At 64.1% G+C, this 5,451-nt stretch carries 4 protein-coding genes, 1 tRNA gene and 1 pseudogene; 1 reads left to right on the top strand and 5 read right to left on the bottom strand.

What is annotated here, in order from left to right; genetic code table 11:
- Positions 1 to 1,862, bottom strand: a 1,862-nt coding sequence (locus P9273_RS31935; RefSeq protein WP_336619412.1) for a beta strand repeat-containing protein, incomplete at its 3' end; no start/stop codon positions are given.
- Positions 1,863 to 1,887: 25 nt separating this feature from the next.
- On the opposite strand from P9273_RS31935, the gene P9273_RS31930 reads away from it, so the two are divergent.
- Positions 1,888 to 2,043, top strand: a complete 156-nt coding sequence (locus tag P9273_RS31930) for a hypothetical protein (protein ID WP_278052544.1) — start codon at positions 1,888 to 1,890, stop codon at positions 2,041 to 2,043.
- A 648-nt stretch (positions 2,044 to 2,691) separates the two neighbouring features.
- Here P9273_RS31930 and P9273_RS31925 read toward each other — a convergent pair.
- The 4 genes and pseudogenes from P9273_RS31925 to P9273_RS31910 all read right to left on the bottom strand — a co-directional run.
- Positions 2,692 to 2,767, bottom strand: a tRNA-Trp gene (locus tag P9273_RS31925).
- A gap of 148 nt (positions 2,768 to 2,915) precedes the next feature.
- On the bottom strand, positions 2,916 to 3,401 hold the full coding sequence (locus P9273_RS31920) for a group II truncated hemoglobin (protein ID WP_278052543.1): 486 nt from the start codon (positions 3,399 to 3,401) through the stop codon (positions 2,916 to 2,918).
- A 143-nt stretch (positions 3,402 to 3,544) separates the two neighbouring features.
- Positions 3,545 to 5,191, bottom strand: coding sequence for a hypothetical protein (locus tag P9273_RS31915; RefSeq protein WP_442920281.1), 1,647 nt, complete (start codon positions 5,189 to 5,191; stop codon positions 3,545 to 3,547).
- 184 nt (positions 5,192 to 5,375) lie between these two features.
- Positions 5,376 to 5,451, bottom strand: a pseudogene (locus P9273_RS31910) (EF-Tu/IF-2/RF-3 family GTPase); the annotation flags it as partial.

The following is a 5,451-nucleotide window of genomic DNA, read 5'->3' as shown; positions in this document are numbered from 1 at the left end:
GGGATGGAGCCGATCGCAAGCCCGTTGTTGGTCAGCGTGCCGGCATAGTCGAACACCCGGTAGATGCCGGGACCGAAAGTGCCGCCCGGCGAGAGGGTGACATTGAGCGTGCCGTCGAGCGTCAGATTGCCGCCGACGCTGGTGAGGTCGTTGAGCGACCCGCCGGCGACATTGGCCTGGCCAAAACTGTAGTTGAGGATCGAGCCGCCGGAGAGCGTCAGATCGCCGGCGATGGCCAGCGTGCCCGGCGTGCCGTCGGCCGAACCCGGCGAGAGCGTCGCGCCGTCGGCGACCACAACATTGCCGCCGATCGTGCCCTTGCCGCCAAGCGTGGCGCCGATCTCGACCGAGGTCGGCCCCGTCGCCAGGCTGTTGTCGCCATCGACATAGAGGCCGCCGGCGGAAATCGTGGTCGGCCCGGCATAGGCGTTGGTCCCGGTCAGCACCGTCGTGCCGCCGCCGATTTGATTCAGGCCGCCGGTGCCCGAGATCAGCCCCGCGAAGGTGTAGACGTCAGAGCGGTCGAAGGCGAGCGTGCCGTTGTTCGTCAAATCGCCTGTGATCGAGCCCGAAGCGCCGCCATTGCCGAGCTGCAGCGTGCCCGCCGAGATCGTCGTCGTGCCACTCGAAACCGTGGCGACGCTGTTGAGGATCAGATTGCCGCCGTTGACGGCAAGTGTGTTGGTGGCGAGGCTACCATCGATCTCGACCGAGCCCGAGTTCATGGCAACGCTGTCCATGCCGCTGATGGCGTAGGCGGCGCCGTAGACGAAACTGCCCGAGCCGAGGTCTAACTTCAACGCGCTGCTGCCGCCGCCGCTGATATTGCCAGAGATGGAGCCGCCCGTGATGTCCAGCACGTTGGCGACGGTGCTGAGATTGATGTTGCCGGTCACGGCGCCCGCCGTGGAGATGGTGGCAGGACCGCCCGTCTGGTTGAGGGCGATGCCCGAAGCTCCAGCATTGATGATGGCGCCGGAGCCGATGGCGATCGTGCCGCCCGCCGCGGCATTGCCGTGGATGGCGGCGCCCGTGCCCGAGCCACCGGTCACCGTGCCGCTGGTGACGCTGATGTTGTAAGTTCCGGCGCCCTTGTTGTTGGCGAAGAGACCGTCGCCGCTGCCGTTATTCGTGACCGTGCCCCCGCTCATGGCGATGCTTGAGGTGCCCGCGGAAGCGGCATTGTTGACCACCGCATTCAAGGCCGGATTGGTACCGCTTTGGACCGTGACCGTGCCGCCCGTCATGGTGATGCCGGCGCTGCCCAGTTCCGACTGGCTCAGGACACCCGTACCCGAAGCCGTCGTGACCGTTCCGCCGCCGATGGTGACGCTGGCGGCGCCCGACGACGCGGTATTGACGATAATGGCGCGCACGCCGCCGCCGCTGACGGAACTGACCGACCCGCCGGTCATGGTGATGGCGGCATCGCCCGCACCTGCGTTGCGGGCGGTTGCGCCGTCGCCTGCATTCGTATTGCTGACCTGTCCGCCGTTGAGTGTGATCAGGGCATTGCCTGTGCCGGCGCTGTTGGCGATGTTCGCGAAGAGCGTGCCTAGGGTGGAGGCGGAGGCCGACGTTGCCGTGCCGGTGTCCATGCGGATGATGGCGTTGCCGGCGGTGCCCTGATTCGCGACGTTGATGGCGGCCGCCAAAGGCTGGGTCGTCTGGAGCGATTGGAAACTCAGCGCGTTGACGACAAGGTCATTGACGTTGATGCCGCCGCCGAGGAGATAGACGGCGCCCCCACCGCTGGTGGTCTTCTGGGCAACGAGATTGGGATTGCCGAGGACTATCGTCAGACCGTTCACGTTGTAGCTGATGCCGGGCGAGGGATAGCTGCTGCCCGAGCAGGTGACCACGCCCCCGACTGGCGGACCGCATTCGTTGGCCGCAAGAGCGCTGCGCGGCGCGGACGCCAACATTGCCGTCAAGGCGATCAGCGATGCGGAAGAAAGCGCGGCCCGTGAATTGCCGTTGCGACAGTTCGGCCTCTCCGTGCGGGCGGCGGCGATCCTCGTTGGCAACATGACGGTTCCCTAGATTTTGCTGTGAATTGGTGCGGGTCTGGCGAGGGGCAGGCGGGCATCGTCATCCGTGCTGGTCCTGCCGATCGCACTTGGGAACCCTTCAGCGACAAGGCAGATCCGTCCCCTGCCGGCGTCAGCGCGGCTTTCAGGGCCGCAGCGGTAGCCGAGAAAAGATTCACGCGTAGCTTGCCGCCGCGCCATTCCACCTCGTCAGACGGCGGCCGCGCGGGCGCCCCTAGCAGTTCCGCCCTCCGCCTGATCGTGGATCGTCCCGCCGCAGTCCACTCCAGCCATGCGCGCCTCATAATTTAGGAAGTCGTAATGCATTGTTTTCTGATGAATCAGGACGCCATGCGAGAGGAAGGCACGGAATGGAGGCGCAGTATTCCAGAAAATTGCGGCGCTTTGCATAAACTTACGATCGCTTGCCCCTTGCTTTGCTCTGGCCAGCACAGCGTTACTCGCAAGCAACACGTTTCTATTTGGTAATCCTAACGCACAGTTAATTGCTAGAGACGAAAACCTTGCGTCAACGATTTCGCTATCCAGCCGGCACCGGGTCCGAGCCTGCGACACGGGCTGGCAGGGCGGCAGAGGCGCGGAAGAAATGTAAGGCTGATTTCGGCGATCGAGAGGGCGGTTGCCTGCCCTCTTGAAGGAATGGCACGGGCAGCAGGGCTCGAACCTACGACCTGCGGTTTTGGAGACCGCCGCTCTACCAACTGAGCTATGCCCGTGCATGCGCTTGTTCGGCGCAGGCGCTTCCTAAAAGCTTCCGGGCACTCTGTAAAGAGCACTCCGATGCTGTTTTGGAACCTTTGCCTGAAATCTGGATTCCATTGCCGCCGGAACCGGATCGCGCCGGCAAAAACAGCGCGCCCCGCCTTACGAGTTTCCGGCCGGCGGCTTGTAAGGCCCTCCCGGCACGCCCCACCCCCAGGCCGGCATCGGCTCGGTCTCGGGATCGCAGGTTTCGCCGAGATTCGAATTCATCTTCGCCAGCCGCGATCCCCACTCGACATAACCCATGAAGGCGGAACGGAATTCAGGGTCGTCCGGCAGGCCGACCTCATCCGCCGCATCGGCAAGGAGATTGATCCAGCGGCGGCGCTGCTCCTCGATCAGGTGCTTGCCCAGGTGATGCATCACCATCTCGCGATGGCCGCCATGCTTCTCGCTGTAGGTCTTCGGCCCGCCGAAGACCTCGCCGATGAAGGCGGCGACATGCGCGGGGTGGTCCGGCGACATATGCCTGAATACCGGACCGACGATCGGATCCGCAGCCACCTTGTCGTAAAAGACCCGTGTCAGCCGGTTCAGCGCCTCGCTACCGCCGGCCCATTCGTACAAAGTCGGGATGTCCTCGCTCATCGCCGCCCCTCCACACTGCATGCAGCAAGGAGAAGATAGCGGCAGCGCCCTGCCCCGCTCAACCTGCCTCGATGGCCAGTGCGCGATCTCCTTGTTCACGCAATTCCGGACGGAAAACCGCAAACACTTTTCCTGGAATTGCCCTACAGCTTCGCCGGCGCCTTCGCCTCGGCATCGGCGGCTGGAAGAACCCGGCAATTGTCCGGCCTGAGAGCGGATTTGCAAATCGTGGCGCCGGTCAGCGCGTCCACCGATTGCGGGCCGGTCGTCAGCCCGAATGTCTTCAGCTCGTCCCGGCTGAGTTCCCTGTGCTTGGCATATTCGGCCGACTGCATGGCGACAAAAAAGCCCGAGCCGACCCCCATCTCATCCAGATACGCCCTGACCTTGTCTTCCATGGCCATGGAATGCACCAGGAAATGCGCATTGGCGCCGACCAAACGCCGGACGCCGCCGGCGATCATCACCGCGCAAGCCGCGTCGCATTCGGCGCCTGCATCGATGGTGAGGCCGGTATGGAGACCATCGGGTGCGACGCACCCCACCGCGCCCGGATCGCAATCGAGAAAATCCGTTCGCGCGATCGCGACATCCAACCTGCGCTCGCGGATCAGCCGGCCTGCGGCAAGCGCAGCCTGCACATCTCCACCGGGAGAGTCGACGATGATGGGCAACCGGCGCTCCCGGATCGTATCGAGCAGCTGGCGCAGCTTGTCGGCGGTGCCCGCCGCGATCGTGCCTTCCGCCGAAATCCATTCCGGACAATCGGGATTGCAAAGCGGATTGCTGCCGCGAACAAGAGCAAAGCGCATCTCCTGTTCGTGGCCCTGCGGCGCCGGCGCGGGAACCGGCGCAATGGTCGAAAGTCCGGTTTCAACGGCTGCGACCGCCACCGGCTTGCCGTTCGCCGGTATCTCGCGGCAATTCGCCGGCGCCGGCTGACGCTGGCAGATGGTGCCCTCGGTCAGCAAATCGAGCGAATCGAGACTGGTGACGAGCTTCATCTCCAGCATGTCCTCGGGCTCGATCTGCCTGATGTCGCTGGCAGGCGTCGCCTTCATCACGCCGAGCACGCCCTGTTCGACACCCATCTCCTTCAGATAGGCCGACAGCCGCTTCTCGACCGCCTTGCTCATCTCATAGGTCTTGTAGCTGCCGGCATTCTTGCGGCTAACGACCCTGGTGCTGATAATCTTCTTCTTGCCGTTCACGATCCGATAGGTCGTGCGGTAAAGCAGCTTCTCGCGCTGGTAGGTGGTGGTGATCTGATGGACGCCGAGATAGGCCCATTCGCCGACCACGCGGCGGATGCCTCCGGCAAACAGCAGCGGACAGGCCGAATTGCACATGGCACCCCTGTCGTAAGCGACGCCGGAATAGGGCTGGTCCTTGGCGTCATCGTCCCGGCAGTTCTTCATCCCCGGCGAGCAGCCGGAAAACTCGGTAATGCCGACCGCGATATCGAGTTTGTTCTTGCGAACCATGCGGCCAAGCTGCAGCGCGGCATCGACATTGCCGCCGGGCGAATTGACGACGATCGGCAATTGCCGCCCGCCGAGCGTCTTCAGCAGGCGTCTCAGCAGCGCCGGCGTGCCGGCCTCGATCGTGCCTTCGGCGGAAATCCATTCCGGGCAGTTAGGCTCGCAGCCCGGCGCGCTGCTGCGCACGACGACGAAGCGCATCGCCGGACCGTAGTCCGGCGGCGCTTCCTTCGCGGCGGCGCTGAGGGCGGCCAGCGTCAAGGCAGCGGCCAACCCGTGTCGGACCAATCCGCGCCAGCGCTGTATCATCTTTGAACGGAATGCGGAAACCACGTCTGGCAGGCCCAAGGATCCAGCCATACTAGTGGCAGCGACGGTGCTTGCAATAGCATTGAACAGGGCGGCCCAATACTGCTCCCCAATACCGCTTCCAAAGCAAAAGGGCGGTCCGAAGACCGCCCTTTCCCTGTCGAGCCGGCAAAAGCCGGATCGATTATTCCTTGATGGTGACGACGATGCCGGCACCGACGGTGCGGCCGCCTTCACGGATGGCGAAGCGCAGCTTCTCT

This window comes from Mesorhizobium sp. WSM4935, from assembly GCF_029625735.1.
Lineage (GTDB): Bacteria > Pseudomonadota > Alphaproteobacteria > Rhizobiales > Rhizobiaceae > Mesorhizobium.
This window is presented reverse-complemented; position numbering and strand designations above follow the sequence as displayed.

Excerpts from the sequence above, each read along its gene's own strand:
- P9273_RS31920 (WP_278052543.1), bottom strand. The coding sequence starts at position 3,401 with ATGAGCGAGGACATCCCGACTTTGTACGAATGGGCCGGCGGTAGCGAG.
- P9273_RS31915 (WP_442920281.1), bottom strand. The coding sequence starts at position 5,191 with ATGATACAGCGCTGGCGCGGATTGGTCCGACACGGGTTGGCCGCTGCC.